We start from the raw sequence: 25,512 nt of genomic DNA, 5'->3' as shown, positions 1-25,512 counted from the left end.
GACGAGAGCCTGCCCATGAACAATCCATCATTTCCGCCCGACCTCGGCGACGGGTCTGAACCGGCCGCCGAGGCTGATCGAATCGCTGAGGGTGCCAAGGCCGCCAAAGTCAACCAGGCGGCCCGCGCCGCCGACACAGCGCGCGCCGCTGAAACTGCTCAAGCCGCTCAGGCAGCGCAGCCCGCGAGTAACGAGGACGACTCGCATGCCGACACCGCCGGAACCGCCCGCGCCGCCGACATGACCACAAGCCCGAAGCCACGCCGCCGCCTCTGGCCGCTCGCATTGACCGGCCTCGCCGCAGCGTTGCTGATCGTCGGCATCGTGCCGCGTCTGCACGCAAGCGCCGCGCTGACGCAACAGACGCAAGCGCAAAGCGTGCTGAGCGTGTCTGTGGTCACGCCGCGCCCCGCGCCGGCTGTCCACGAATTGCTGCTGCCCGGCGCGGTGACGCCGTTCGCCGAAGCATCGATCTATGCGCGCACGAGCGGCTACCTGGCGCACTGGAGCGCCGACATCGGCGCCCAGGTGAAAGCCGGTCAGACGCTCGCCACGATCGACGCGCCCGATCTGGATGCACAACTGCGCCAGGCCCGTGCCGACGAAGCCACCGCGCAAGCCAACTTCGACTTCGCGAAGACCACCGCGCAGCGCTGGCAGGAGATGCTGAAAACCCAATCGGTCGCGCAGCAGGATGCGGACACGAAAGTCAGCGACATGGAAGCGCGTCGCGCGATGCTGGCGTCGGCGCAGGCCAACGTCGCGCATCTGGCCGAGCTGGTGTCGTACGAGAAGATCACCGCACCCTTCGACGGCACGATCACCGCGCGCAACGTCGATGTCGGCACTCTGGTGACGGCCGGCGGCACGCCGGGCACGCCGGGTATGTCGGGCGAGCTGTTTCATATCCAGCAGACCGGCGTGCTGCGCGTGTTCGTCGACGTGCCGCAGAACGACGCGCCCTACGTCACGCCCGACACCGGCGTGTATCTGACCGCCCAGCAGTATCCCGGCCGGCACATCGCCGCAAAGGTGGCGCGCACGAGCGGCTCGATCGATCCGTCGAGCCGCACGCTGCGCGTCGAGGTCGACGTCGATAACAAGGATGGCGCGCTGATGCCAGGCGCTTACGCGCAGGTGCATCTGCAGTTGCAGTCGACCACACCGGCGCTCGATCTGCCGGTGAGCGCTCTGCTCTTCCGTCCGGATGGTGTGACGGTCGCGGTGGTCGACGGCAACGGCCGTGCGGTGCTCAGGACGGTGCATATCGGCCGCGATTTCGGCACGCATGTGGAAATCACCACGGGCCTCGCTGCGACCGACCGCGTGATCGATAACCCCGGCGATTCGCTGAGCACCGGCCAGCTCGTGCAGATCGCGCCGGCCGCTCATGGCTGAGCGCCCGTTATCGAAAGGATGAGCCGAATGTCTCCAATATCTCCGTCGCGTCCGTTGTTGCGCCGTTCGTTCGTGGTCACGTTGATCGGCGCGCTGCTGAGCGCCTGCTCGACTTTGCCGCCGTACCGGCGCCCCACCGTCGAAATCCCCACAAAGTACGCAGGCGCGGCGCCGGGTTGGGCCCAGGCCGCACCTGCCGACACCGCACCGCGCGGCCCCTGGTGGACGATCTTCAACGATCCGGTGCTGAATCAACTCGAAGCGCGCGTCGATGTCTCGAATCAGACCGTGCGCAAAGCGGTTGCGCAGGTCCAACAAGCGCGTTCGATGGTGGATTATCAGCGCGCTGGCTTTTTCCCGACCATCACCGCGGGTGTCGCGCAGGACCGCTCGCGGACGTCGCAGAACGTTGAAGGCAAATCGCTCGCAGGCAAGACTGTGCCGGATTATTCGGCCGGCGTGTCCGCGAGCTGGGAGCCGGATCTGTTTGGCCGCGTGCGCGATAGCGTGACCGGCGCGAAGGCCGATGCCCAGGCGAGCGAAGCGGATCTCGAAGCCGTGCGCCTGTCGATAAGCGCCGATCTCGCCGTCGACTATTTCGCCCTGCGCTCGCTCGACACGCAAAAGAAGCTGCTCGACGACAGCGTGACCGCCTACGCCGCCGCCCTGAAGCTGCTGCAGCAGCAACTGAAAGACGGCGCGATCGATGCATCCGCCGTCGCTCAGGCCACCACTCAACTCGAAGCGACACGCACGCAAGACACCGACATCGACGTGACGCGTGCGCAGATGCAGCATGCGATTGCCACACTGATCGGCGAGCCCGCCTCGACCTTCACCCTGCCGCCGAACGGCTCGGCTGCGACGCCGCCGGCGATTCCCGTTGGCCTGCCGTCGCAATTGCTCGAACGGCGCCCGGACATTGCCGCCGCTGAGCGGCGCGTGGCGTCGGCGAATGCACAGATCGGCGTGGCGCATGCGGCGTTTTTCCCCGATCTGGTGCTGTCGGCGAGCGCGGGGCTGGAAAGCACCTTCTTCGCGCCGTGGCTAAGCGCACCGAGTCTGTTCTGGTCGCTCGGCCCGCAACTGGTCGGCACGCTGTTCGACGGCGGCAAGCGCACGGCCAGTCTGCATGGCGCGACGGCGCAGTACGACGGCGCGGTTGCGGATTACCGGCAATCCGTGTTGGTCGCCTTCCAGCAGGTCGAGGACAATCTGTCAGCCTTGCATTCGCTCACCGACGAAGCCGCCAGCCAGCAGCGCGCGACCACGGCCGCTGAGCTATCGTTGCGGCTCACGACGAACCGCTTCAACGCGGGCGCGGTCAGTTATCTCGACGTGGTGACGGCGCAGACGATTGCGCTGACGAACCAGCGCACCGCGGATCAGATTGCGGCGCGGCGGTTGGAGTCGAGTGTGTTGTTGTTGAAGGCGCTGGGCGGAACGTGGCATGGCCAGGGTGATGGCGCGGCGACGCAGGATGAGTCGGCCGCGGCGAGCGCCACCAGGCCTGTCGCCCCGCCCGCTGCCCAATCCAGCACCACGCTTGCCACTGCGCCCGCCGCACAGCCAGTCCCTAAACCCGTCGGAACGTGAGGATGAAGCAGGTGCTCCGCGCGTCGCTTTCAGCACGAACGGAGCCGCCATGCAGTTCCATGATCGTGCGAACGATCGCAAGGCCAAGCCCGGTCGAACCCGTGGACCCTTGCGACGAGCCGGTAGACGGCAACGAACTGCGCGACGGATCGATACGATAAAAGCGGTCGAAGATCCGCTCGAGATGCTCGTGGGCGATCGGCTGCCCCTCGTTCGACACGGTGATGCTCACCTCTTCGCCGGACTCGGCGGCGTCGAGCACGATCTCGCCGCCGCGCGGCGTATAGCGGATCGCGTTAGCCAGCAGATTGCTGACGGCGCGGCGAAACAGTTCAAGATCCGCCGTCAGCGTCGCCGCGCCGGTGACTTGCATCCGGACATTCGCATCGTCAGCGATACCCTCGAAGTATTCGGCGATTCGCGTTAGTTCCTGCCCCGCATCGAACTCTCGCATGTGTTTGACGAACTGCGGATGTTCAGCGCGTGCCAGAAACAGCACGTTTTCGATCATTCGCGAGAGCCGGTCGCACTCTTCCAGATTCGATGCGAGCAGCGACTCATACTCTTCGGTGGAGCGTGGCCGCGCGAGCGCGACTTCAGCGGCGCCGCGCATGTTGCTAAGCGGCGTGCGCATATCGTGCGCGAGGTCGGCAGTGAACCGCGACAAGTGCTGAAAGCCGCGATCGACGCGTTCCAGCATCGCATTGAGCGCGTTCACCAATGCTTCGAGTTCGCTCGGCACACGCGCCACCGTGATCCGCGTATTCAGGCGATTGACCGTGACGCGACCCGCACTCGCCGCGATATCGCGCAACGGCCGCATGGCGGCGCGAATCAGCAGATAGCTCAGCAGCATCGCCAGAATCACGCCGGCCGCGCCTGCGATGTTGAGCTTGTCGCGATACCGGTCCAGCAGCCGCCAGCGGTCGCTCATATTGCGCGCGATCAGCACGGTTGCCGTGTCGCCGTCGTGCAGCCGCGCGTCCGCGAGAATTCCGCGGATCGGTGCGCCGTTGCGGCCGGTCCAGGCGCCGATATCCACGTCGGTAATGCGCGCCGAAGCGGGAATACGCGTGAGCGGCGGCAGCGCGCCTATCGTCTCGACGCCGCCAGCTTCAGCGACTTCTCCGGGATCATGGATATCGCTTGCGTCGCCTGCTTCGCTCGTTTCGCTTGCCTCATCAAGTGCGATGGATGCATTGGGCGCATTTGAGCCCGTAGAAGCCGCGTTGCTTGCCGTGCCGCCAGACGCCGGGAATGTCTCCCCGGCGTTATGCTCGATCGCCATACGCCCATCAGGACCGAACACCTCCATCGACATCGCTTCATTGCCCAGCACGATGCTGGTCAGCCGGTCGCCGTGCTCGCGAATCCCTTTCGACGTATCGAGTTCCTGTACCAGCCGCCGTGCATGGCGCGCGGCGAGCACGATGTCGAGGTCGTCCTGCGCCTTGATCTGCTTCTCCAGCGCAAGATACAGAAAACTCCCGACCAGCACGAAAACCGCGAGCGTGGTGACACCGAAGGCAAGCGTGAGCGTCGCGGCAAGCGAGCGGCCGCGCATCAGGCAGCATCCTTCAGTTCGAGCACATACCCGACGCCGCGCACCGTGTGAATCAGCTTGACGGGAAAGTTATCGTCAATCTTGGTGCGCAACCGGCGGATCGCGACTTCGACGACATTGGTGTCGCTGTCGAAATTCATGTCCCACACATACGACGCAATCTGCGTGCGGCTCAGTACTTCGCCCTGGCGGCGCGCCAGCAACTGCAGCAGCGAAAACTCGCGCGGCGTGAGATCGATACGCGTCCCGCCGCGTTTCACGCGCCGGCGATTGACGTCCATTTCCAGATCGCCCACCTTGATCAGTTCGCTTTCGCGCGGCGGCCCCCGGCGTGCCAGCGTGCGCACCCGGGCCAGCAATTCGACGAAGGCGAAGGGCTTGACGAGGTAATCGTCCGCGCCGAGTTCAAGGCCGCGCACGCGGTCGTCGACGTCGTCGCGTGCGGTGAGGAACAGCACCGGCGTGGTACGCGTGCTGCGCAAGGTCTTGACGATGGTCCAGCCGTCCATGCCGGGCAGCATCACGTCGAGCACGATCACGTCGTATTCTTCTTCCAGCGCGAGAATCAGCCCTTGTGGGCCGTCGTTCGCGACATCGACCGCGTAGCCGGATTCTTCCAGGCCTTTCTTCAGATAAGCCGCTGTTTTGAGCTCGTCCTCGATCACCAGGATTCGCATGGGGAGTGCTCCGCTGTGCTTGACCGTCAAATCATACCGGCAAGCGAAGCGCGTGATGATTACGATCCGGTAATGTTGGCCGGGGACCCTGGCCGGCCATGCCGGTTCGCGGAAAGGCCGGCTTAACCGGCCGCCGCCCCGTTGAACATCGACATCCTTTCCAGCATCCAGCGAAGCAGCTCATCCGCTGCGGTGGCCAACGGCCGGCCCGCCCGAACCAGTATCCGGGCCTTCGCCGAAGCGAACAGCGGATACTCGATCGGCAACGCAACGAGTTCGCCCGCCGCGATTTCGTGCATCGCGGCGAAGCTTCCCATCAACGCCGCCCCGTCGCCCTTCTTCACGAAGCGTTTCAACACTGCCAGCGAGTTGGTGGTGAGCGTCGCGCGGATCTGCACGTTGTCGGCGAAGGCGAGCATCTGCACGGCCTGCCCGAGACCGAACGCCGGCGGCATCAGGGCGAGCGGACACTGGAGCATCTCATCGACGCTGACAGGCCCACCGCGCACCGCTAGCGGATGCCCGGCGTGCACGAGCAGCACGACAGGCTGTGGCGAGGTCGCCCGGTACTCGATGTGCGGGTCGCTCGGCGGGTTATACGCCAGCCCGATATGGGCACGGCTTTCGACGACTTCGCTCACTATGTCGTTGACCGCCAGCGTTTCCACCGTGATATCGAGCTTCGGATAGCGGGCGCAGAAGTCGGTCAGCACCTCGTCCATCAGGCCGTCGATATAGCCTTCGCTGATCGCCAGTCTGACATGCCCCTGCTGCAGTCCATGGAGCGCCTGCAAGCGCTGTTCGAATTGTTCCTGCTGCGCCTGGCAGCCGCGCCAGAATTCGATCAGATGCTGCGCCGCTTCGGTGGGTGCGACGCCGCGCGCGCGGCGCTCGAACAGCGGCGCGCCGATCTCCTCCTCCAGCAGCTTGATTTGCCGCGTGATCACCGACGCAGCCGTATTCAGCCGGTCCGCCGCGCCGCGAATCGAGCCATGGGTGAGGACTTCATGGAAATAGCGCAAGCGGCGCTGGTTGATTTCCCGCATCGTCTGGTTCCTTTGGCTTTGCCCTTTTCCGTCAATCGTTGAGCGTTGCCTAACGAGCAACATTACTTCACTTTAGTTGCTGTTGCTACTCAGTTATTGGTTACCGACTATCGGCGCGTTACCTGAAAAAAAAAAGATCGATACCCCGTGATCGCCTAGTCGTTCCGTATCCGCCGCTCGCAACCGTTCCCCTGGAGGCTGTCCGTGTCCGCTATTCCATCGAATCCGAGTGCCGACGAGGCCACAGCGCTTTACAGCCGGCTCAACTGGCGTTTGTTGCCGTTCCTGCTCATCTGCTATCTGTTTGCGTCCCTCGACCGGCTCAACATCGGCTTCGCGAAACTGCAGATGCAAAGCGATCTGGGTTTTTCCGATGCGGTCTACGGCGTCGGCGCGGGCATCTTTTTTCTCGGCTATGTGCTGTTCGAAGTGCCGAGCAATCTGCTGCTGCCGAAAGTCGGTGCACGCAAGACGATCAGCCGCATTCTGGTGCTGTGGGGTCTCACGTCCGCGTCGATGCTGTTCGTCCACAACGTGCCGATGTTTTACGGGCTGCGCTTTCTTCTCGGTGTATTCGAAGCCGGCTTCGCGCCGGGGATGATCTTTTACCTGACCTACTGGTACGGCGAGGCCCGCATGGCGCGCGCGATCGCGACCGTGATGATCGCCGGGCCGCTCAGCGGCGTGGTTGGCGGCCCGCTGTCGACGTGGGTCATGACGGCCTTTGCGGGCGCCTACGGACTCGCCGGCTGGCAATGGATGTTTCTGGTCGAAGGACTGCCGTGCATCGTGCTCGGTGTGATCGCGTGGTTCTTCCTGGTCGATCGCCCTGCCGATGCGAAATGGCTCTCTGCCGACGACAAACGGGTGCTCGACAGCGGGCTGGGCGCGCCGGCCGTGGCACATCACTCGTTCGGCCAGATTGCGCGCGATCCCCGCGTGTACCTGATGGCGATCGCGTATTTCTGCGTGATCTGCGGCATCTATACGGTGAATTTCTGGTTGCCGACTATTCTGAAAGCCGACGGCGTGACCGACACGATGCAGATCGGCCTCTATTCGACGATCCCCTACATCGCTGCGGTGATCGGCATGTATCTCGGCGGACGCAGTTCGGATCGCCACGGCGAGCGGCGTTGGCACAGCGCGGCGCCGGCGCTCATCGGCGCGGTGTCGCTGGCCGTCGCGACGCTTGCGAGTGGGCATCTCGTGATGTCGCTGCTTTTCATGACGATCGCCACGGCGATGATGTGGGTCTCTTACACCGTCTTCTGGGCCATTCCGTCCGCTTATCTGAAGGGCGATGCGGCCGCCGGCGGCATCGCATTGATCAACACCATCGGCCTGTTGGGCGGCTTTCTGAGCCCCACGATTATCGGTTGGGCCAAGATGGCGACGGGCAGCCTGCAAGCCGGCCTGTACGTGATGGTCGGGCTGCTGGCGCTCGGCGCGATCCTGCTGGTCGCGAATCGCCTGCCTTCGCCTGTCGCCCTGCAGGCTCGCCGGGCCTGACGCGCCGGCTCGCGTGACGCGATGCGCTGATTCAGTGACGAAACTGAGTGACAAAACTCAGTGACGAAACTGGGTGACCCGACTCAATGGACATGCCGGCGCGACCCTGCGCGCCGGCTTCTTCAACGGAGAGCATTAACTTGGCATTCAAGATCCTGATTGCTGGCTTCCAGCACGAGACCAATACCTTTGCGCCCTCACCCGCGACCTACGAAAGCTTTGTGCGTGGCGAGGGTCATCCGGCCATGACACGCGGCGATGCCGTGCTCGCGCTACGCGACGTCAATTTGCCGATCGGCGGCTTCATTCTTGCGAGCGAGCAGCACGGCCATGCGTTGATGCCGGTGATCTGGACCGCTGCAAGCCCATCCGCCCAAGTGACCGAAGACGCCTACGAGCGGATTGCCGGCGAGATCGTCGCGGCCGCCGGCGCCGGCGGTTTCGACGCCATCTATCTCGACTTGCATGGCGCGATGGTCGCGCAGCATGTGGAAGACGGCGAAGGTGAACTGTTGGCGCGACTGCGGGCGAAGGTCGGTGCATCGGTGCCGATCGTCGCCTCGCTCGACCTCCACGCGAACGTGACCGAACGCATGCTCGCGAGCGCGGATGCGTTGGTCGCTTACCGTACCTATCCGCACGTCGACATGGCGGCTGCGGGGGCACGGGCTGAGCGCCTGCTCGCGCGTCTGCTGGACGAGCGCAGGCCGCTCGTGCGCGCCTCACGCCGCTTGCCGTTTCTGATTCCGATCAACGGCATGTGCACCCTGCTCGAGCCGGCTCGCTCGATGTACGAGGCACTCGGCGCGCTGGAAAAGGATCAGGTCGTCTCGCTGTCGTTTGCGCCGGGCTTTCCGGCTGCCGACTTTCCGGAATGCGGCCCGGTCATCTGGGGCTATGGCGACAATGCAGCGGCAGCGCGCGCGGCCGTCGATGCGCTCTACGACACCATGCTGCGCGACGAAGCGTTATGGGCCGTGCCGTTTCTATCGCCCACGGCTGCCGTCACTGAAGCGATGCGCCTCTCCGCCACGGCGCAGAAACCTGTCGTGATTGCGGACACCCAGGACAATCCAGGCGCGGGCGCCGATTCGAACACGACCGGCATGCTGCGCGCGTTGCTGGCCGAAGGCGCACAAGACGCCGCACTCGGCCTGATCTGGGATCCGGAAGCGGCCGCGCAAGCGCACGCGGCAGGAGTAGGCGCAACGCTTGAGTTGACGCTCGGCGGCCGCTCGAACGTGCCGGGCGACACGCCGTTCGCAGGCCGCTTCGAAGTCGTGGCGCTGTCCGACGGCCGTTGCCGCTACGACGGGCCGATGATGCACGGCATGCAGGTGAACCTCGGGCCCGTCGCCTGCCTGAAGATCGGCGGCGTGCGGATTGCCGTGAGTTCGACCAAGGCGCAGATGCTCGACCGCAATCTTTACCGGGTCGCGGGCATCGAGCCGGAGCAGATGAAAATACTCGTGAACAAGAGCTCGGTGCATTTCCGGGCGGACTTCGAGCCGATTGCACACGCCGTGCTGGTTGCCAAGGCACCCGGTCCGATGACCGCCGATCCGGGCGACTTGCCGTGGACGAGGCTCACGCCCGGCATCCGCACACGGCCGATGGGCGCGTCGTTCGTTGGCTAGGTGCGCAGAGCGGGGGCAACGGCAACGGTCGTGCCTACTCGACGTTGTCCTCCACGTCCACCATCCGGACCATATGCGGCCTGACGACATCGTCTTCATCGGCGGCTGCCGAGGGCGGATGAATCAGCGCTTCGAGCCGGGCCTTGGTGGCAAGAAATTCCGCTGACGTGACCTGCGAATAATCGCGCGGACGGGGGACCGGCACTTCGATCAATTCCTGTACCTCGCCGGGATTGGCCTTCAGCACCAGGATGCGGTCGGCGAGGAAAATCGCTTCGTCCAGATCGTGCGTGATGAACAGCACGGTCACATCGATATTGCGCCAGATATCGAGCAAATGCGTCTGCATCTTCGCGCGTGTCTGCGCATCGAGCGCGCCGAACGGCTCGTCCATCAGCAGAATACGCGGCCGGTTCGCGAGCGCGCGAGCAATCGCCACGCGCTGCTTCATCCCGCCGGACAATTGATGCGGATACGCATTGGCGAACTTCGTCAGACCGACCAGATCGAGCCATTGCAGCGCTTCGCGCTCGGCATGCAGGCTGCTGTGGCCGTTCATCTTCAAACCGAACATGACGTTTTTCTTGACCGTCAGCCACGGAAACAGCGTGTAGCCCTGAAACACCATGCCGCGATCGGCGCCGGGCCCCTCCACGGGTTTGCCGTCGAGCAGCACGCTGCCGCTTGTCTGCCGCTCGAGGCCCGCGAGAATGCGGATCAAGGTCGACTTGCCGCAACCCGACGGTCCGATCACGCAGACGAACTCGCGCCGGTGCGTTTTGAAGCTGATGCCGTTCAGCGCGGTGCATTCGCCCTGTGGACTCTCGAAGCGCTTGTCGAGGTCACGAACTTCGAGGATCACCTCGCGCGACTTCAGACGGTCGAAACGCTCGCGCACCGCTTCGGACTGGATGAGGTACGACGGAATCGGTTGCGGATTTAGCATGATTGAATCCCTTGAATGCGGTGCAGTGCGGTGCAGTGCGGTGCAGTGCGGTGCAATAGATGGCAACAGGCCGTAGCGCGAACGGATCCGCTACGCTTTGAGCGTGCGGTCCCACGGAAACAGCTTGCGGCCGACATAGGCCAGCACGAGATCGGTGCCGAGTCCGATGATCCCGATCATCATGATCGCCGCGTAGACGTTGTCGAAATGCTCATACCGCGCCTGCTGCGTGATGTACCAGGTAATGCCGGAGCTGGTGCCGACCAGTTCCGCCACGATCAGATACGTCCATGCCCAGCCGAGCAGAATACGTTGGTCGCGATACAGGTCCGGCAGGATGCCAGGAATCACCACATGCGTGAGCAGCTTGAGTTTTTTCGTGCCGAGCGTCATGGCCGCTTCGAACAGGCCGTACTCCAGCTTGCGTGTGGTGTTCGCCACGATCAGCACCTGCTGGAACAGCGTGCCGATCACGATGATGGCAATCTTCGGGCCGTCATAAATGCCGAGAATCGCCACCATCAGTGCGCCGAACGCGGGCGCCGGCAAGTAGCGGAAGAACTCGAAAAACGGCTCCTGCAGCCGTGCGATCGCGCTGTAAGTACCGCATACGATGCCGATCGGCACACCGATCACCGATGACAGCAGAAAGCCCCAGAAGATCACCTGGATGCTGTGCCACAGGCTTTGATGCAACCACACGCCGTCGCGCGACGCGGGCGGCGTCGTGAACGCGGTGTAGAACGCGCGCAGCACTTCGTGGGGCGCGGGCAGGTACACCGGGTTGACCGGCTCGCCGGTCGGCAAGTCGGTGTGACCCACTCGCGCATGACTCAGCTCGTCGGCGAACACGTCCTTGTCGACCCGCATGCCGGGCTGGAAATAGTCGACACTGCCCGGGCTCTCGATCAGCACCTGCGGATGCCAGACGAACGGCACGTAGCTGACGATGGACCATACGAGAAGCGGCAACAAAAACGAGCCGAGGCCCAATAGCCACTTGCCGCGTACGGAGAGTTCGCGGCGCACCGCGAACCAGTCGCTTCTGTTAATAACGGTCATGGGATTCTCCGAGGCAGTGTTCGGTCGCGCCGCTTTCGCCTTCATTGTTCGCATTCCGAGCACCGCCTGCGGACCATGAGGCCGCATTCGCACGGCTCTGCCCGGGTGCCGTTTCACCGAGCCATGCACGCGCCAGATCGAGCAGCATGAGGTCCTGATGCGCGCGACCGACGAAGGTCACGCCGAATGGCAACCCGGCATGCACGCCGCTCGCGCAGACACCCGCCGGCACGGCGAGTGCGGACAGGTCGAGCAGATTGACGAAGTTCGTGTAGTAGCCGAAGCGCGAGTTGACACGGATCGGATCCGCTTCGAGTTCGTCGACGGTGGCCGTCGTGGCCGAGGTCGGTGTGACGATCGCGTCGATCTGCTGCCACACCCGGCCAGCCTGCATGCGCAGGACGGCAAGGCGGTCGAAGGCGGCGAACGCATCGGCGGCGCTCCAACGTGCCGCGCCGCCGAGGATCTCGCGGATCACCGGATGCAACGCGTCCGGCTGCGTGTCGGCGAACTCGCGGAGCGCGGCGAGCCGCTCGGCCACCCACGGCCCGTCGTACAACAACCGCGCAGTGGCAAGGAACGGTTCGAAGTCGATCTCGATCAGCTCGGCGCCGGCTTCGCGCAAGCGTGTCAGCGCCGCGTCGAAGGCCTGGGCGTAGGATCTGTCGCCGAAAAATTCGAGCTGGTCGGCGCGCGGCACGCCGAAGCGCACGCCGCGTAACGACGGTGGCAAAACCCGCGGCGCTGATGCGCGCGCCGTCAGAGTCAGCGAGCGTGGCGGCGACTGCAGCAGCGGCCCCGGCTGATCGAGCGGCTGAAACTCGCGCGCGTACGGATCGTCTTCAGCAACGCCGTGCGCCACCTCGAACACGCGTTGCGCATCGTTCGCCGAGCGCGCGAAGATCGACACGCAGTCGAGCGACTTGCAGGCCGGCACCACGCCGAGCGTGCTCAGCACACCCTTGGTCGGCTTCAGTCCGAGCAGGCCATGAAATGCTGCCGGCACCCGTCCCGAGCCGGCGGTGTCGGTGCCCAGCGCAAACGCCGCGAGGCCGAGCGCGACCGACACCGCCGAGCCGGAGCTGGAGCCCCCCGACGCGTATCGCGGGTCGAGGGCGTTACGGCATGCGCCGTGCGGCGAACGCTGCCCGGACAAACCGGTTGCGAACTGATCGAGGTTGGTCTTGCCGATTGGAATCGCACCGGCCGCAATCAGACGCTGTACGACCGCCGCACTTCTGTCGGGCGTGTAGGCATACGCGGGGCACGCGGCTGTCGTTGGGATCCCGGCGAGATCGATGTTGTCCTTGATCGCGAACGGAATGCCGTAGAGCGGGAGTGCCTCCCTATCCACACCTTCCAGGCCTCCGAGTGCATCGGCGTAGCGCATCATCTCGTCGCGGCTCAGCGGTCGAATCCACGCGTGATGAGGATCGTCCCCCGAGGTGCGCGCGGCAATGGCGTCAACCAACTGCGCCGGCGTGAGGCTGCCATCGCGGTAACGCGACTGCAGCGCTGCAATCGACATCGATTCGAACAGATCATCGTGTTGTTTCATTTGCACGTAGCCTCCTCTGTGGCGCCGGCCGCAATGCCGGCCCGCAGCACCATTAACCGCTGACCCGCGACGACCGCCGCGCCGGCCACACAATCGATCGTTTCGATCACACCGTCTTCCGTGACGGCAACGGACACTTCCATCTTCATCGATTCCACGATTGCCACCACCTGCCCTTCGCTCACACGCTCTCCCTCGCTGACGAGCAGTTTCCAGACACTGCCTGAGACGTCGGCGACAATGCTTTGCTGACCCGCCGCAAGCGCGTCGGGCGTCCCGTTGCCGGTAGCCGAATCCGCGTCGCTGGCCGGCTCGCCGACATACTCCGCGTGCCCGGCGGCATTCCAGCGCTCGCGCTCTTCGTCGAACGCCGCCTGTTGCGCGTGCTTGAAGGCGGAGATCGATTCCGCTTCGTCCTTCAGGAAGCGGTTGTACGCACCGAGGTCGAAGACCGACTCCTCGATCTTCAGACTCGCCCGGCCCGCGACGAAGTCGGTGCGCAACTCGGCAAGCTCGGCCTCGCTGACTTCGTAGAAGCGGATTTCGTCGAAAAACCGCAGCAGCCACGGCTTGCCGGCTTCGAACTCGCGCGTGGTGCGATAGCGGTTCCACATCTGGACGGTGCGGCCGACAAACTGATAGCCGCCGGGCCCTTCCATGCCATACACGCAGAGGTAGGCGCCGCCGATCCCCACCGCGTTCTCCGGTGTCCAGGTGCGCGCGGGGTTGTATTTGGTCGTGACGAGCCGGTGACGTGGATCGAGCGGCGTCGCCACCGGCGCGCCGAGATAGACGTCGCCGAGACCCATTACCAGGTAACGCGCGTCGAACACGATGCGTTTCACGTCGTCGATGCTAGCCAGACCGTTGATACGGCGAATGAACTCGATATTGCTCGGGCACCACGGCGCATCGGGCCGCACCGATTGCATATAACGTTCGATCGCGATCCGCGTCGACGGGTCGTCCCATGACAGTGGCAGATGCACGATGCGGTTGGGTACGCGCATGTCGTCGACGGCGGGCAATTCGCGCTCGGCCTGCTGAAGATGCGCGAGCAAGGTGTCGTGCGAGAGCGTGCGGTGGTCGAAATGCACCTGCAGCGAGCGGATGCCCGGCGTGAGATCGACGATGCCGGGCAGCCGGTGTGCATCGAGCCAGCTCATCAGCGCATGCACGCGAAAGCGCAGATTCAGGTCCAGCATGAGCGGGCCGTATTCGACCAGCACGTTCCGATCGCCGGAGCGGCGGTAGACCACGCCTGTCCCCTCGCCTGCTGATGGATCGCTGTAGAGGATGCAATCGTGCGCGCTGAGGGTCGCGCTCCCCGCGGATACGGCTGATGGCGCGGATGCCGTCAGCGACTGTTGCGCGCGCACCGGTTCGAACCGCACCGTATCCCCCGGCCGCAGTTGACCGAGCTTCCACAACTCGTCGCTCACCACGGTCACCGGACAGACAAACCCCCCGAGGCTCGGACCGTCCGGGCCGAGAATCACCGGCATGTCGCCCGTGAAATCGACCGCGCCGACCGCATACGCGTTGTCGTGAATATTCGACGGATGCAGCCCCGCCTCGCCGCCGTCCGTGCGCGCCCATTGAGGCTTCGGACCGATCAACCGGACCCCTGTGCGGCTCGAGTTGTAGTGAACGGTCCAGCGCGTGCCGTACAGCATCGCGATGTCATCGGGCGTGAAGAAGTCCGGCGCACCGTGCGGACCGTCGAGCACCCCGAGAGCCCAATCGTGCGTCAGCACCGGCACTCGCGCTGAATCGAGTTGCGCGCCCGCTTCGCCACGACCTGCGTCGGCGGCGAGATGCAGCACGTCGCCCTTGCGCAAGGCGCGCCCCGCGTGACCACCGAACTGGCCCAACGTAAAGGTTGCCTTGCTGCCCAGATAATCCGGCACTTGCAGGCCGCCCTTGAGCGCGAGACACGCACGCATACCGGCGCCTGTCACGCCGCCGAGCTTGAGCACCGAACCCGCCGGTGCGCGCGTGACCTGCCACAGGGTCACCGGCTGGCCGTCGAGTGTGGCGGCGAGCGGCGCGCCGCCCAGCACTAACAACGTTGCGGTGTTAAAGCGCAGCGTCGCGCCGACCATCGCGCATTCGAGTCCCGCCGCGTCGGCCGGATTGCCGAGCAGTTCGTTGGCGAGCCGGAACGACAGATCGTCCATCGGACCAGACGGCGGCACACCGATATCCCAGTAACCGACCCGTCCCGGCGTTTGCTGCACGGTGGTCTGCACGCCGCCGTCGAGCACGTCGATGGTGTGCGGCGCGAACATGAAGCGCGTGAGGAAGCCCGTGGTTTGCTCGCCTCGCGCGAAGGTCGCCGAACCGGCGATGGCGCGCAGATAGTCGAGGTTCGTCTCGATGCCGTAGAGCTGTGTTTGCGCCAGCGCGGCGCGCATGGCAGCGAGCGCGGCATCGCGTGTTGCGCCTTTGACGATGATCTTCGCAAGCAGCGGGTCGTAGAACGCGCTGACTTCGGTACCTGCATCGACCCATGTGTCGATCCGTGCATCGGCGGCGAACGCGACATGCGTCAGCACACCCGCGCTCGGCTGAAACTGCTTGTGCGGATCTTCCGCGTACAGCCGGACCTGAATGCTCGCCCCGCTGGGCGTCGGAACCAGCGTGTCGAGCGGGGCAAGCTTGCCCTCTGCCTGGCGAATCATCCACTCGACCAGATCGACGCCCGTCACCTCCTCCGTGACGCAATGCTCGACCTGCAACCGCGTGTTCACTTCGAGGAAATAGAAATGCCGCGTGTCGGCATCGAATACGAACTCGACCGTGCCGGCGGATTCGTACTTCACGGCCTGCGCGAGGCGCACGGCGCTCGCGTGCAGTGCTGCGCGTTCCGCCTGCGTCAACCCGGGCGCGGGTGTCTCCTCGATCACTTTCTGATTGCGCCGCTGCACCGAGCAGTCGCGTTCACCGAGCGCAATCACGCCGCCACGGCCGTCGCCGAAAATCTGCACTTCAATGTGGCGCGCGTTCTCAACAAACTTCTCGATATAGACACCCGCGTTCGCAAAGTTGGCCTCGCCTAGCCGCGCCACCGATGCGAACACGCTCTCCAGTTGTGCCGCATCGCGGCACAGCGACATGCCGATGCCGCCGCCGCCCGCGGTGCTTTTCAGCATCACGGGATAGCCGATCGACGCGGCCTCGCTTAACGCGGTTGAAACATCGGGCAGCAAGCCGGTACCCGGCAGCAACGCCACGTCGTTCGCTTTCGCGAGCTCGCGTGCCGTGTGCTTCAGGCCGAATTCAAGCATCTGCGCGGGGCGCGGCCCGATGAAGCGGATACCCGCGTCTTCGCATGCCTGCGCGAACGCGGCATTCTCCGAGAGAAAACCGTAGCCGGGATGCACGGCATTCGCGCCGGTCGCGCGCGCCGCCTCGAGAATCGCTGCGTTATTCAGGTAACTGGCGGCCGCCACCGCCGGGCCGATGCAGACAGCTTCGTCGGCGAGCATCACATGCATGGCGTGGCGATCGGCGTCCGAATAGACCGCCACCGATGCAATGCCGAGGCGCTTGAGCGTGCGAATCACGCGACAGGCGATTTCGCCGCGATTGGCAATCAGGACTTTGTCGAATGTCATTGGGCGTCCCAGATGGTCAGCCGCACGGGCGTCGGGTTGTAGCCGTTGCACGGGTTGTTCAGCTGCGGACAGTTCGAGATCAATACCGTCACGTCCATCTCGGCGCGCATCTCGACGTATTTTCCCGGCGCCGAAATGCCGTCTTCGAAAGTCAGTTTGCCGAGCGGCGTCACCGGTACATTCATGAAGAAGTTGATATTGCTGACGATGTCGCGCTTGGTGAGCTGCGTGCCCACGCCACACGTGCAATGTGTAATAGCATGCAGGAAGCTGTCACGGCAGCTGTGCATATGGCGTTTGTCGAGCGCATAGCGAACCGTGTTGCTCTCGGCCGCGCAGGCGCCGCCGAGGGTGTCGTGGCGCCCGCACGTGTCCGCTACGAGGGTCAGCATCGGCTTGCCGAGGTTCGACATCAGCACGCTGCCGGCGGACAGATAGAGGTTGCGTTGCGCGCGAATCGTGTCCTGCGCGCTGTAGCGTTCGAGCAGATCGGCGCTGTTGTAGAACAGGGTGTCGACGGCCTGATTGCCTTCCAGATCGAGAATGCGGAACAGCTGGCCGCGCTTGATTTCATGCAGCCATGGTTCGCCGGACGGCAGCGTGAGGTCGTAGACCGCGTGACGGATGTCGAGCTTGCTTTCGATGATGGGCATCGCGGGTCTCCTTAAACGAACAGACGATCGGTGTTGACGAAGCCGCGCTCATTCTCGGGACAGGCGGAGCGGCAGGGATCGTCGGCCGGCACGGAGGCGTCGGTGGCATACGCGCGGTACGCGATCAGCTTGACGGGCCTCGGTTCGTATTCGGAGGAAGGATTCAGCGGATGCGGCGCGCTCGAGAACGCGGCGAGCGTGTCCATTTCGAAACGCAGATCGAACGCCGCGCCGGCTTTCGAATGGCCCGGCACGAAACTAAGCGAGCCGTCCTCGCCGATGGCGAGCTTGCTGAAAAAGTTGATGTTGGCAACGAGATCACGCGTGCCCAGACCGTGTTTGGCCAGTTCGAGCAGCAGGCTGTCGCGGCCGTTGCGGACCATCGCATTGCGGTGTTGTTGATAGCGGGCTTCGCCGTACTTGCTCGCGAACAGTTCGGCATCGCCAAGGCCGCCCAGCGGATCGTGCCAGCCGAGCGTGTCGGCCGTGATCGAGGCGAGCACGCGACCCATATCCGAATAGAGCACGTGGCCGCGCGTCAGATGCGCGGTGTGCTGCGCCTTCAGCGTATCGGCCATGTTGTAGCGTTCGAGCGGCTCGTCATGCCGGTAGAACACGGCGGCCAGATTGGCGCCGCCCTCGGCATCGACAATGCGCAGCGCTACGCCACGGCGCAGCACGCCGGACCAGTGCGTGCCGGCGGGAATCACCGTTTCCCACAACACATGCGGGATCGGTGCGAGATCGACTGAGGTTTGCGTCGACATGGAGGCTCCAGGTATCGGTTGGGAAAAAGCATGAGAGGGCGATTGACCGACATCGCGACCTCCCGGGCTTTTATCCCTCCGTGGAGCCTCGCCGGCGCCTTGAAAGAAGGTGAACGGCAAGACCGGATTGCTCTCGGACCAGACATCGTGTGCGCGCCTCAAAGCCATCTAAAAGCCTTTAAAGCGCTACGACCGGAACCCTAGCGATCCTGAAGATGATGCAAATTACTTCGCACCTCTCGCTGCATAGCTAAGCGAGTTGCGTGCCAGCGTCATGTTTCGGATGCTGCAAGCGCAGGGTGGCAAGGGATTGAGCGCTGTCAGCGGCGCAATGCGCGCAACCGCCGCTTGATCGGGTTGGTTGCGCACGCACCACGGCTGAGGGCGAATCAGCACCAGTTGAATGCGCGAAGCACCATGATTGGGCTGCGCGCTCACGTGTCTCACGCCGCGTAGCGGCTCTGCACGATGGCACGGTGTGTGCGTGACATCACGCCACGCTCATCACCTCGATCATTCGACCATGCTTACGCTTGCCACGCTTCGCCGCACGCTCTACACGCTGATGTCGGCACGTTTCATCGAACTGCAAAAGCAACGGCGCCGCTCATAAGCGAGCGGCGCCGGGGTCGCGAACCTTTCCCTCAAGCAACATCCTGCTCAGCGCCCGCATAACGCGCCTGTTGCCCAAAGCTCGCCAAACCCTTTGCCCCTTCCGGCAATGCCAGTTCACCGCGCTCGATACGCTGCTTCAGATAGGTAAAGCTCTGCGCCGTCTGGGCGAACAGATGGTCGCCCGCCGATACCGGCGGGTATTTCGCCACCGCTTCGGGTGTCGCGAACTGCGGCAGTGGCGCCACCACCGTGCGATAGTCGCACGCAAAGAAGAGCGGAAACGAGTAGCGCTCCTCCTTCACCTTGCGCACGCGATGTGACGTCGCCACGTAGGTGCCCCCCGTCCACACCTCCAACATGTCGCCAATGTTCACGACGAACGCGTTGTCGACCGGCGGCGCATCGATCCACTCGCCCTCGCCGTTCATCACTTCGAGGCCGGGGGCTGTCGGCAGCAGGATCGTGAAGCACTCGTAGTCGGTATGCGCGCCGATGCCCGGCCGGTCCTCCGCGGACGGGTCGAAGGGATAGTGAAGCAGGCGCAACTGGCTCGGCGGCTTCTGCAAATACCTGTCGAAGTGCGTTTCCGGCAAGCCGAGTGCGAGCGAGAAGCCACGGAACAAAGCGCGGCCGAGCGCGAACGCCGATTCGTAATAGCCGCCGATCGCTTCACGAAAACCTGACTGCTCTGGCCACATATTGGCCCCGAGCATCGGCGTGCCGGCTTTGACGTCGGGGTCGTCGGGCGGCAGTTCCCGGCCCGTGTCGAACCCCTCCTTCCTGTCGCGCTTGCCACCGGCAAAAACCTCTTCGCCTTCAGGTACATAGCCACGATGCGCGGTCGATTTGCCGATGTAATAGCGCATCTTCCAGTCGTTGGGGGCGGCGAAGAACTGCTTTGCCTGTTCTACTAGTGCAGCTTGCTGGGCGCGCAAGACCTGATGGCCGGTGACGTAGAAAAACCCCGCGTCACGCGCGGCGCGGTCAAGCTCGCGGGCGGTCGCGAGACGCTGGTCCGGGTCATCGCTAAAGAGGCCGCTGACGTCGACGATGGGCAGGCGGTCGAATCGGGTGTGGGTGTGGGTTGGGCTCATGGGGTTGGCCTGGTGAGGTTAGCCTGAGGTTTGCCTATACGTGTTGCGGTTCAATGGGCGATCGAGTCCGCGAATGTGTTTTGCGCAGCTAGAGGCGTTTCGGTTCGCTTCGCGCCACGCGCCTCGCGTTCGGCAAGAAATGCCGCGAGACGGCGCCGCTCTTCGCGCCCCATCCACGTGTTGATCTCCCACAGATCGGCCACCGGCGCATTCGTGAAAGGCAGCGTGTGCAGATAACCATCGGGACCGAACTCCGGCGTCATCGTCGTGGTCGTGTAGCCCTTGTCGATCTGTGCGCTCCACAGCGCCTCCCAGATCCGCTGGTGCGAGACGAGGCAGTCTGCGTACTCGGGGGCAGCTGGATGCGGAACCTGCGGACCTTGCGGATAGCCTACACGCCCGTGCAGATGATGCGCATGCGGCGCAAGCTCAAGGATCGTGTCCCATTCGCCGTCGAGCAGACGCTCGCACACCGACACCCAATGGCTGAAGTCGCAAGTCAGCTTGAGCGCCGGTACGGCACGCGCGACATCGCGGGTAATCCACGGGTTGTAGAACGAGCGGCCGCGATGCGTTTCGAAGCTGCAGGTCACCTCGTGCTTCGCGGCGATCTCCACCGCACGCGCGAAAAAATCCACCTGTGTCGCGGCCGGCCACGCGTCGCAGCCTGCCATCACGTTGAAAAAGCGTGGCTTGAGCGGCTTGCCCCACACGATCTTTTCCTCCAGGTCGCGCAGATGGTCCGCTGGCGTGGCAGACCGTTCCGGCACGTAACTGCCCGCCGTCGTGATCTCCGCGATGAACCCGAGACCTTCGTCGGCAATGGCCTGCGCAAACGCGTCACGCTCCGCCCCACCCACGGGAACCGGCGCTTCGATTCCGTCGAAGCCGGCAGCGCGCACCAGCGGCGCGGCATCATGCGGACCACCGTCGAATCCCCAGAACGTCTTGAACAGTTCGAATTTCATCGCCCCTCCAAATGCATGCAAAATTGCATGCAATGGTACACACGAAATGACCTCGCCAATAAAAACGCTTTGTGTCGCCGTGCATAATTTTGGCGCGCCCGATTTCCGGCGCGATTAGCACTTAAACTGTGCAGCCCTCCTCCTCATGGTGAATCGATGAAGAAGAAACTTGCGCGTCACAAGGGGCAAGCCGTCGCGCGCGCCATTCTCGACATGGACTGGCAGTGGTCGTCGCATTTCGGCGACCTGGGGTTGAACGACCTCAACTACAGCGATCTGTTTTGCCGGATGTGGGTGGAGCCGGAAAACGACTTCGCCAAGACCGCGCTCTACGATTTCATGCCTGGCGTTAGCCGCCGCACTGCGGTTCGTTACGTGCAGGCGTTGATCGACGCCGGCTGGCTGCTGGAGACGAGTTCCGAAGCGGATCGCCGCATCAAGCGGATCAGTCTCGCGGCCTCGATCGAGGAGCGCCTCGAGCAGTTTCTCGCCTACGTGCATCACCGTTTTGCCGCGCTGGATTGAACCTTGTTGAGTGCCGTCTTTGCGCTGATGCGTTCGCATAACAGCGTCTCGAGGCATCGCGCAGTTCGCTGCTGGCATATTTCTCGCTTGATTGTCCGCCGAGAGGTGCGGCAGCGTCGCATCTTAGGGATGCTAGGGTTCCGGTTCGCAAGAATGTCTGGTCCGAGAGCAGCCCGGTGCACCGGTTCGTTCGACTCGGGCTTGATCCGGGAACGAGTGACTGTTGTACTACACGGCGGGACAAAAGCCCGGGAGATTGGCGATAGCGATGCCTATCGTGCCTCTCCGTGGCCGGCGTTTGTCTCCCGCAGTTTTGGCGCAGTGTCCGCACCGTTCGGATTCTCGCGGGGACCGGTCATGTTGTTTTATCGCGCAGTCGCCGCGCGATCCAACTCAACAATCGCAATTGACCGGTCTCCTGGAGAAAACGATGAAACGCTTCGAATCCGCCCGTACGTCCCTTAGGTCCCTTAGGTCCCCCACGTCCCATACCTCACTGAGCAGCCTTGCCTCGCCACGCCGTGTGCGAAGCGCGGTCGCCGGCGCTGCCGCTGCGCTTGCTATAGGTTTCGCCGGTTTCGGTGCCACCCCCGCACAAGCGGCTGCGCCCCTTGCTATCGGCTATAGCGACTGGCCCGGCTTCGTCGCCTTCCAGATTGCCATCGACAAAGGCTGGTTCAAGGAGGCCGGCGTGGATGTCAATTTCCAATGGTTCGACTACTCGGCCTCGCTCGATGCGTTCTCCGCGGGCAAGCTCGACGCAGTCGGCGCGACCAACGGCGATGCGCTGGTCACCGGCGCAAGCGGCGCCAAAAACGTGATGATCCTCCTGACCGATTACTCGAGCGGCAACGACATGATCGTGGCCAAGCCGCCGATTCGCACGGTCAATGGACTCAAGGGCAAAAAGGTTGGTGTCGAAATGGGTCTCGTTGATCACCTGCTGCTGGACACGGCGCTCGAGAAGCATGCGCTCAAGGAATCGGACATCACGCTCGTCAACGCGAAGACGAATGAGTTGCCGCAAGTGCTGGCGTCGTCCAACGACGTCGCCGCGGTCGGCGCATGGCAACCGAACGCGGGCGAAGCACTCAAGCGCGTGCCGGGCTCACGGCCGATCTTCACCTCGGCCGACGCACCGGGCCTGATCTACGACGCGATCACGGTCAATCCGGTCAGTCTGCAGTCGCGCAAGGCCGATTGGGCCAAGGTGATCAAGGTCTGGTATCGCTGCGTGGCCTACATCAACGATCCCAAGACCCAACCGGACGCCGTGAAGATCATGTCCGCGCGCGTCGGCCTGACGCCGGCCCAGTATCTGCCGTTGTTGAAAGGGACCCACCTGCTCGACGCGGCGGCGGCCAGGAAAGCCTTCATCAAGGGTGACGGGCTGGACTCGGTGTACGGATCGAGCGTGAACGCGGACAAGTTCAACGTGCGCAACGCGGTCTACAAGCAATCGCAGAACGTGAATGCCTATCTCGACCCGGCGCTGACCAACGCGCCTTAAGGACCTTGCGATGACCTGACGGGGCCGGCCTGCACCGGTGGCCAGGCACGGTAATATGGGCGGCAGCAGGCGCTGCCGCCCAACTCACGCGATTCGTTGCGGCGCCGGAGGACGGCCACAAGGAGCCTATCGTGTATAAAAACCGGTCTTGCCATCACGCCCTGCTCGCGCTGGCACCCATGCTGGCGCTGTTTTTGTCGCTTCTGCTGCTGGCCCAGCCACGGCCGGCGTTAGCCAGCGAGGACAGCGCCAACGCTAGCGCGGAAGCCGCAGGCCAGCGTGCCCGCTTTGCTCAGGAATTCTGCGGGGAATCCGCAGAGAAAGTCGCGCAGTACAAGGAGAAGCTGGGCAAGGTTCTCACCGAAGCCAGCCAGTTCGATACGCGCTGGCAGACGGGTTGGCGGCGCGGGGATAGCGATGCGATCCAGATGCGCTCGCTGCAACTCAACGCCCCGTCGGAATTCGCGGCGCGGGTCAAAGGCAATTGCGAACGCATCAAATGGCAGGCCGACAACTCGCTGCGAGCGCGCCCGCCAAAGTAGCCCCCGCCCGAAGCTGTTATTCTTCCCTCTCTCCCGACCACCACCTGGTCGCCTGCCGCCCCTGGGCGGCACTCCCAAGCGGCGTGTTCACACGCCCGGCATCAGTACGACAGGAATTTGCATGTTCGGTTTTTTGCGCGGCTATTTTTCCAACGACCTGGCAATCGACCTCGGCACGTCGAACACGCTCATTTACATGCGTGGCAAGGGTATCGTGCTGGACGAACCCTCGGTGGTCTCGATTCGTCAGGAAGGCGGCCCGAACGGCAAGAAGATCATTCTGGCCGTCGGCAAGGAAGCGAAACAGATGCTCGGCAAGGTGCCGGGCAATATCGAGGCAATCCGCCCGATGAAGGACGGCGTGATCGCCGACTTCAACATTACCCAGCAGATGATCAAGCGCTTCATCCAGATGGCGCACGAGTCGCGGATGTTCGCGCCGTCGCCGCGCATCATCATCTGCGTGCCGTGCGGGTCGACTCAGGTCGAACGCCGGGCAATCAAGGAAGCCGCCCATAGCGCGGGTGCCTCGCAGGTCTATCTGATCGAAGAGCCGATGGCCGCGGCCACCGGCGCCGGGTTGCCCGTGTCCGAGGCGACCGGTTCGATGGTGGTCGATATCGGCGGCGGCACGACCGAAGTGGGCGTGATCTCGCTCGGCGGCGTCGTCTATAAGGGCTCGGTGCGCGTGGGCGGTGACAAGTTCGATGATGCGATCGTCAACTACATTCGCCGCAACTACGGGATGCTGATCGGCGAACAGACTGCCGAGGCCATCAAGAAGGAAATTGGCTCCGCGTTTCCGGGCTCCGAAGTCAAGGAGATGGAGGTCAAGGGCCGCAATATGTCCGAAGGCATTCCGCGCAGTTTCACGGTATCCAGCAACGAGATTCTCGAAGCGCTCACCGATCCGCTGAATCAGATCGTCTCGGCGGTGAAGATCGCGCTGGAACAGACGCCACCGGAACTGGGCGCTGACATCGCCGAGCGCGGCATCATGCTCGCGGGCGGCGGCGCCTTGCTGCGCGACCTGGACCGCCTGCTCGCGGAAGAAACCGGCCTGCCGGTATTCGTCGCCGAAGCGCCGCTGACCTGTGTGGTGCGGGGCTCGGGGATGGCGCTGGAGCGAATGGATAAGTTCGGCGGGGCTTTCTCTTACGAGTGAGGCTGACGAAGCGCTAATCGCCCGGATCGAGGATTAGCGCGCATCAGCCTTCAGGCTGTCGAGATAGGCGAGCCAGCTGCCGAACGAGGTAATTTCCGTCGCGCCACTGTCGTCGCTGACTGCGGACGGCTCGCAGATGAAGCCTTTCACGGCGAGCCCGCTGGCGAGTTGCAGCGTGCCGATGCCGAGCGGCGCGGGCACGTCCATCACGAATTTGCCGAAGGTGCGCAATGGCACTTCCCAGACTTCGACAGCGATTGGCGCACCTGGCTTGTGGGTCGTGCGGACCAGCCCGGGTTTCGGTGGTTGTGTGCCGGCGAGTGCGTAAAGCCGATAACAGGGGGCAGTATGTGTGGCTTCGATAAAGCGCGCGCCGGCTTCCTGCAGTTGCCAGTTCAGCGGTTGCCCGCGCAGATGCGCGCCGACCACCGCGAGCGCGACGGTGGGTTCCTGAAAAGAACCCGTGGCGACTTGATCCAGGTTACCCGGCACGTGTTGTTCCTTGAGTTCGATTTTGAATACAGGCAATGACAGGGATCTGAAACGCACGCAACGTGCTGGGATCGTTTTGCGCTCAGCAACGGAACTGAAACTGCAATTACGATGATGCCCGACCAAAACAAAACGTCAACTACAACTCCACATAACGCATAGGCCAACGCGAGGACCAAAGCGCACCGGGCGGTTTATGAAGTAGGCTACGGCGCGCGCAGCGCCGCCGGAAGAATGACGGCTTTGTCACTGACGCCGAATGTGCGAGAGCACAGATTCCAGATGTTCCGCTACCCCCTGCAACCCAGGGGACCCGCTTATGAGCTAGCGGGTTGAGCCGCTTTCTTTTGCCTACTTTTCTTTGCGGCAGGCAAAGAAAAGTAGGTGCCCGCCCCGCACAGGGGCAACGCTAATAATCCAATAACAAATCAAGGAAAGGCCAACGCCGTAGGTAAACAGCCGAACAAGCGCCGCGCAGACAAAAAAGACCATTTCACTCCATCTTCTAAGAATCGACCAAATACTTGGTTGCTGGCAACCCACCCCCTCCCGTACCGTTCTCAGA

21 protein-coding genes, 1 pseudogene and 2 riboswitches are annotated in these 25,512 nt (G+C 63.7%); of the genes and pseudogenes, 9 read left to right on the top strand and 13 right to left on the bottom strand.

Annotated features, from left to right (window positions below; translation table 11 throughout):
- Positions 1-15: 15 nt before the first annotated feature.
- Both GNZ12_RS15910 and GNZ12_RS15905 read left to right on the top strand, forming a co-directional pair.
- Positions 16-1,398 carry an efflux RND transporter periplasmic adaptor subunit gene (locus GNZ12_RS15910; RefSeq protein WP_235993757.1) on the top strand — a complete coding sequence of 461 codons (1,383 nt, stop codon included), beginning with the start codon at positions 16-18 and terminating at the stop codon, positions 1,396-1,398.
- Positions 1,399-1,425: 27 nt separating this feature from the next.
- Positions 1,426-2,994: an efflux transporter outer membrane subunit gene (locus GNZ12_RS15905; RefSeq protein WP_172311342.1), complete on the top strand. Its 1,569-nt coding sequence runs from the start codon at positions 1,426-1,428 to the stop codon at positions 2,992-2,994.
- Here GNZ12_RS15905 and GNZ12_RS15900 read toward each other — a convergent pair.
- The 3 genes from GNZ12_RS15900 to GNZ12_RS15890 all read right to left on the bottom strand — a co-directional run bounded on the left by GNZ12_RS15900 (position 2,975) and on the right by GNZ12_RS15890 (position 6,281).
- A complete protein-coding gene (locus tag GNZ12_RS15900; protein ID WP_172311340.1) occupies positions 2,975-4,558 on the bottom strand; it encodes a heavy metal sensor histidine kinase in 1,584 nt (527 codons plus the stop codon). The genes GNZ12_RS15905 and GNZ12_RS15900 overlap by 20 nt on opposite strands.
- Positions 4,558-5,235, bottom strand: a complete 678-nt coding sequence (locus GNZ12_RS15895) for a heavy metal response regulator transcription factor (protein ID WP_172311338.1) — start codon at positions 5,233-5,235, stop codon at positions 4,558-4,560. Before GNZ12_RS15895 ends, GNZ12_RS15900 begins: the two co-directional genes overlap by 1 nt.
- Before the next feature lie 122 nt (positions 5,236-5,357).
- Positions 5,358-6,281 carry a LysR family transcriptional regulator gene (locus GNZ12_RS15890; protein ID WP_172311336.1) on the bottom strand — a complete coding sequence of 308 codons (924 nt, stop codon included), beginning with the start codon at positions 6,279-6,281 and terminating at the stop codon, positions 5,358-5,360.
- A 204-nt stretch (positions 6,282-6,485) separates the two neighbouring features.
- Between GNZ12_RS15890 and GNZ12_RS15885 the strand changes: the two genes are divergently transcribed.
- Both GNZ12_RS15885 and GNZ12_RS15880 read left to right on the top strand, forming a co-directional pair.
- On the top strand, positions 6,486-7,793 hold the full coding sequence (locus tag GNZ12_RS15885; protein ID WP_172311334.1) for an MFS transporter: 1,308 nt from the start codon (positions 6,486-6,488) through the stop codon (positions 7,791-7,793).
- A gap of 140 nt (positions 7,794-7,933) precedes the next feature.
- Entirely contained in the window at positions 7,934-9,430 is a 1,497-nt protein-coding gene (locus tag GNZ12_RS15880) for a M81 family metallopeptidase (protein WP_172311332.1), read from the top strand.
- Between the two features lie 34 nt (positions 9,431-9,464).
- Here the strand turns inward: GNZ12_RS15880 and GNZ12_RS15875 are convergent, their stop codons facing one another.
- From GNZ12_RS15875 to GNZ12_RS15850, 6 genes are all read right to left on the bottom strand, one after another.
- Complete coding sequence (locus GNZ12_RS15875) at positions 9,465-10,376, bottom strand: ABC transporter ATP-binding protein (RefSeq protein ID WP_172311330.1); 912 nt, start codon at positions 10,374-10,376, stop codon at positions 9,465-9,467.
- 90 nt (positions 10,377-10,466) lie between these two features.
- A complete protein-coding gene (locus GNZ12_RS15870) occupies positions 10,467-11,438 on the bottom strand; it encodes an ABC transporter permease (RefSeq protein ID WP_172311328.1) in 972 nt (323 codons plus the stop codon).
- Positions 11,425-12,996, bottom strand: a complete 1,572-nt coding sequence (atzF, locus tag GNZ12_RS15865) for an allophanate hydrolase (protein WP_172311326.1) — start codon at positions 12,994-12,996, stop codon at positions 11,425-11,427. The genes GNZ12_RS15870 and atzF overlap by 14 nt, the downstream gene beginning before the upstream one ends.
- Entirely contained in the window at positions 12,993-16,616 is a 3,624-nt protein-coding gene (gene uca / locus GNZ12_RS15860; RefSeq protein WP_172311324.1) for an urea carboxylase, read from the bottom strand. The genes atzF and uca overlap by 4 nt, the downstream gene beginning before the upstream one ends.
- On the bottom strand, positions 16,613-17,269 hold the full coding sequence (locus GNZ12_RS15855) for an urea amidolyase associated protein UAAP2 (protein WP_172311322.1): 657 nt from the start codon (positions 17,267-17,269) through the stop codon (positions 16,613-16,615). Before GNZ12_RS15855 ends, uca begins: the two co-directional genes overlap by 4 nt.
- 11 nt (positions 17,270-17,280) lie before the next feature.
- Positions 17,281-18,036 (bottom strand): urea amidolyase associated protein UAAP1, encoded by a 756-nt coding sequence (locus GNZ12_RS15850; protein WP_172311320.1) that lies wholly within the window; start codon positions 18,034-18,036, stop codon positions 17,281-17,283.
- Between the two features lie 57 nt (positions 18,037-18,093).
- A riboswitch (guanidine-I (ykkC/yxkD leader) is annotated at positions 18,094-18,251 on the bottom strand.
- 269 nt (positions 18,252-18,520) lie between these two features.
- Here GNZ12_RS15850 and GNZ12_RS45045 point away from each other — a divergent pair.
- On the top strand, positions 18,521-18,649 hold the full coding sequence (locus GNZ12_RS45045; RefSeq protein WP_268959035.1) for a hypothetical protein: 129 nt from the start codon (positions 18,521-18,523) through the stop codon (positions 18,647-18,649).
- A gap of 31 nt (positions 18,650-18,680) precedes the next feature.
- Here the strand turns inward: GNZ12_RS45045 and GNZ12_RS15845 are convergent, their stop codons facing one another.
- A complete protein-coding gene (locus tag GNZ12_RS15845) occupies positions 18,681-19,745 on the bottom strand; it encodes an isopenicillin N synthase family dioxygenase (protein WP_172311318.1) in 1,065 nt (354 codons plus the stop codon).
- Between the two features lie 50 nt (positions 19,746-19,795).
- Positions 19,796-20,713: a sugar phosphate isomerase/epimerase family protein gene (locus tag GNZ12_RS15840; protein ID WP_172311316.1), complete on the bottom strand. Its 918-nt coding sequence runs from the start codon at positions 20,711-20,713 to the stop codon at positions 19,796-19,798.
- A gap of 156 nt (positions 20,714-20,869) precedes the next feature.
- Here GNZ12_RS15840 and GNZ12_RS15835 point away from each other — a divergent pair, with 156 nt between their 5' ends.
- From GNZ12_RS15835 to GNZ12_RS15820, 4 genes are all read left to right on the top strand, one after another.
- Complete coding sequence (locus tag GNZ12_RS15835; protein ID WP_074287501.1) at positions 20,870-21,238, top strand: helix-turn-helix domain-containing protein; 369 nt, start codon at positions 20,870-20,872, stop codon at positions 21,236-21,238.
- 121 nt (positions 21,239-21,359) lie between these two features.
- A riboswitch (guanidine-I (ykkC/yxkD leader) is annotated at positions 21,360-21,495 on the top strand.
- 173 nt (positions 21,496-21,668) lie between these two features.
- Entirely contained in the window at positions 21,669-22,748 is a 1,080-nt protein-coding gene (locus GNZ12_RS15830) for an ABC transporter substrate-binding protein (protein ID WP_235993756.1), read from the top strand.
- Between the two features lie 179 nt (positions 22,749-22,927).
- Complete coding sequence (locus GNZ12_RS15825) at positions 22,928-23,290, top strand: hypothetical protein (RefSeq protein WP_172311314.1); 363 nt, start codon at positions 22,928-22,930, stop codon at positions 23,288-23,290.
- Positions 23,291-23,411: 121 nt separating this feature from the next.
- The gene (locus GNZ12_RS15820) at positions 23,412-24,455 is read left to right on the top strand and encodes a rod shape-determining protein (protein ID WP_028194510.1); all 1,044 of its coding nucleotides are present in this window, start codon (positions 23,412-23,414) and stop codon (positions 24,453-24,455) included.
- Positions 24,456-24,488: 33 nt separating this feature from the next.
- Here the strand turns inward: GNZ12_RS15820 and GNZ12_RS15815 are convergent.
- Both GNZ12_RS15815 and GNZ12_RS43935 read right to left on the bottom strand, forming a co-directional pair.
- Positions 24,489-24,911, bottom strand: a pseudogene (locus tag GNZ12_RS15815) (allophanate hydrolase-related protein); the annotation flags it as partial.
- A 387-nt stretch (positions 24,912-25,298) separates the two neighbouring features.
- Positions 25,299-25,512: hypothetical protein (locus GNZ12_RS43935; RefSeq protein ID WP_216673230.1), on the bottom strand; the 214-nt coding region annotated here is incomplete at its 5' end.

It is taken from the genome of Paraburkholderia solitsugae, assembly GCF_013177695.1.
Classification (GTDB): Bacteria; Pseudomonadota; Gammaproteobacteria; order Burkholderiales; family Burkholderiaceae; genus Paraburkholderia; species Paraburkholderia solitsugae.
This window is presented reverse-complemented; position numbering and strand designations above follow the sequence as displayed.

Bases quoted from the DNA above. Each gene is read 5' to 3' on its own strand.
- GNZ12_RS15910 (WP_235993757.1), top strand. From the start codon at position 16: ATGAACAATCCATCATTTCCGCCCGACCTCGGCGACGGGTCTGAACCG.
- GNZ12_RS15905 (WP_172311342.1), top strand. From the start codon at position 1,426: ATGTCTCCAATATCTCCGTCGCGTCCGTTGTTGCGCCGTTCGTTCGTG.
- GNZ12_RS15900 (WP_172311340.1), bottom strand. From the start codon at position 4,558: ATGCGCGGCCGCTCGCTTGCCGCGACGCTCACGCTTGCCTTCGGTGTC.
- GNZ12_RS15895 (WP_172311338.1), bottom strand. From the start codon at position 5,235: ATGCGAATCCTGGTGATCGAGGACGAGCTCAAAACAGCGGCTTATCTG.
- GNZ12_RS15890 (WP_172311336.1), bottom strand. From the start codon at position 6,281: ATGCGGGAAATCAACCAGCGCCGCTTGCGCTATTTCCATGAAGTCCTC.
- GNZ12_RS15875 (WP_172311330.1), bottom strand. From the start codon at position 10,376: ATGCTAAATCCGCAACCGATTCCGTCGTACCTCATCCAGTCCGAAGCG.
- GNZ12_RS15870 (WP_172311328.1), bottom strand. From the start codon at position 11,438: ATGACCGTTATTAACAGAAGCGACTGGTTCGCGGTGCGCCGCGAACTC.
- atzF (WP_172311326.1), bottom strand. From the start codon at position 12,996: ATGAAACAACACGATGATCTGTTCGAATCGATGTCGATTGCAGCGCTG.
- uca (WP_172311324.1), bottom strand. From the start codon at position 16,616: ATGACATTCGACAAAGTCCTGATTGCCAATCGCGGCGAAATCGCCTGT.
- GNZ12_RS15855 (WP_172311322.1), bottom strand. From the start codon at position 17,269: ATGCCCATCATCGAAAGCAAGCTCGACATCCGTCACGCGGTCTACGAC.
- GNZ12_RS15850 (WP_172311320.1), bottom strand. From the start codon at position 18,036: ATGTCGACGCAAACCTCAGTCGATCTCGCACCGATCCCGCATGTGTTG.
- GNZ12_RS15845 (WP_172311318.1), bottom strand. From the start codon at position 19,745: ATGAGCCCAACCCACACCCACACCCGATTCGACCGCCTGCCCATCGTC.
- GNZ12_RS15840 (WP_172311316.1), bottom strand. From the start codon at position 20,713: ATGAAATTCGAACTGTTCAAGACGTTCTGGGGATTCGACGGTGGTCCG.
- GNZ12_RS15835 (WP_074287501.1), top strand. From the start codon at position 20,870: ATGAAGAAGAAACTTGCGCGTCACAAGGGGCAAGCCGTCGCGCGCGCC.
- GNZ12_RS15830 (WP_235993756.1), top strand. From the start codon at position 21,669: ATGAAACGCTTCGAATCCGCCCGTACGTCCCTTAGGTCCCTTAGGTCC.
- GNZ12_RS15825 (WP_172311314.1), top strand. From the start codon at position 22,928: ATGCTGGCGCTGTTTTTGTCGCTTCTGCTGCTGGCCCAGCCACGGCCG.
- GNZ12_RS15820 (WP_028194510.1), top strand. From the start codon at position 23,412: ATGTTCGGTTTTTTGCGCGGCTATTTTTCCAACGACCTGGCAATCGAC.